This is a genomic window from Deinococcus multiflagellatus (assembly GCF_020166415.1).
Lineage (GTDB): Bacteria > Deinococcota > Deinococci > Deinococcales > Deinococcaceae > Deinococcus > Deinococcus multiflagellatus.
This window is the reverse complement of record NZ_JAIQXV010000057.1, coordinates 1-1,265: the sequence shown is the minus strand read 5'-3', so window position 1 is coordinate 1,265 and position 1,265 is coordinate 1. Positions and strand designations below refer to the sequence as shown.

At 64.3% G+C, this 1,265-nt stretch carries 1 protein-coding gene; it reads left to right on the top strand.

All coding sequences use genetic code 11. From position 1 onward, the window contains the following. Nucleotides 1-163: 163 nt before the first annotated feature. Nucleotides 164-1,264: an IS4 family transposase gene (locus tag K7W41_RS23275; RefSeq protein WP_449508529.1), complete on the top strand. Its 1,101-nt coding sequence runs from the start codon at nucleotides 164-166 to the stop codon at nucleotides 1,262-1,264. Nucleotide 1,265: the final 1 nt, after the last annotated feature.

Below are 1,265 nucleotides of genomic sequence, written 5' to 3'. Positions count from 1 at the left end.
ACTAGTGCGTAGCTAAGAAAGTTTCACAGGTTTGTAGCGAGGGTAGAGGCGTTTGAGCTTGATCCGGGCATCTTCCGTTCGAAATTGCCCTCAGCACCTGACACTTTGCGTTGAATGGCGTCCTGAACGGAATGCGGCATGACAAGGGGCGGTATCTGGGTCTGTGACGATCCCCGATACTGCCCGCTTCCATGCTGACACGCTGGCCGCCCACCTCAAAGCCCACCTGCCTCATCGCCGTCTGGATGCCCTGAAGCGGCTCGCGGAAGTGCTCCTGGCGCTGCTCCAGGCGGAATCCACCCTGCACCGCAAAATCGCCCTCCATCTGCCCCGGAACGCCAGTCTCGAATCGAAAACCCGGACGGTCGCCCGGGTCTTCCACGACGCTCAATTGACCCCGCAGGACGTCACAGACGTCCTGCTTCCCCTGCTTCCGGAGGGCAAGCTCACCCTGATCATGGACCGCACGACCTGGCACTACGGTCAGACCCCGCTGAACATCCTCGTTCTGGGGGCCATCCTCGGGGACGCCGTCATCCCGCTCGTCTGGTCCATCCTGCCGCACCAGGGCAACAGCAGCACCGCGGCCCGCATCCTCCTGGTCGCCCGGCTCCTCAAAGTGCTGCCCGCCAGGCGTTGGTCCGTGCTCATCGCGGACCGGGAGTTCGTGGGGCAGGAGTGGTGCAATTTCCTGCGCTGGAAACGCATCCGGCAGTGTCTGCGCATCCGGGAGAACACCCGTATCGAGGATGATTTGGCCCGGGACCTGTTCACCACCCTCCAGCCCGGGGAGGTGCGCACGCTGTTCGAGCGCACCTGGGTGTACGGCGGATGGATGCACGTGGTCATCACCCTGTCCCCCGCGGGGGACAGGGTGATCGTTGCCTCGGATTTGCCTGTCCTGGACGTGTTGAACACCTATCGTCTCCGCTGGGGGATCGAGTCCGCGTTCTCATCGCTCAAGGCCCGCGGGCTGAACCTGGAGGCCACGCACATGACGGCCCCTGACCGGATTTCCCGCCTCTTCGGGCTGCTGTGTGTCGCGCTGGCCTGGATGGCCCGGGTCGGTGTGCACACCGTGCAGGAGCGCCCACCCAGGCAGGACAACCGGGGACGGGCGTTGGTCAGCCAGGTGCGCATCGGGTGGCAGGTGCTCGGTCAGGCCGTGCGGTGGGGCGGGGAGGCCTTCTGGGTCTGCCTTGAGCTGCTCAGTAAGCCTTTTCCACCCGCCCACACGTCAATTTCTCGAAGTGTCAGGTGCTGAG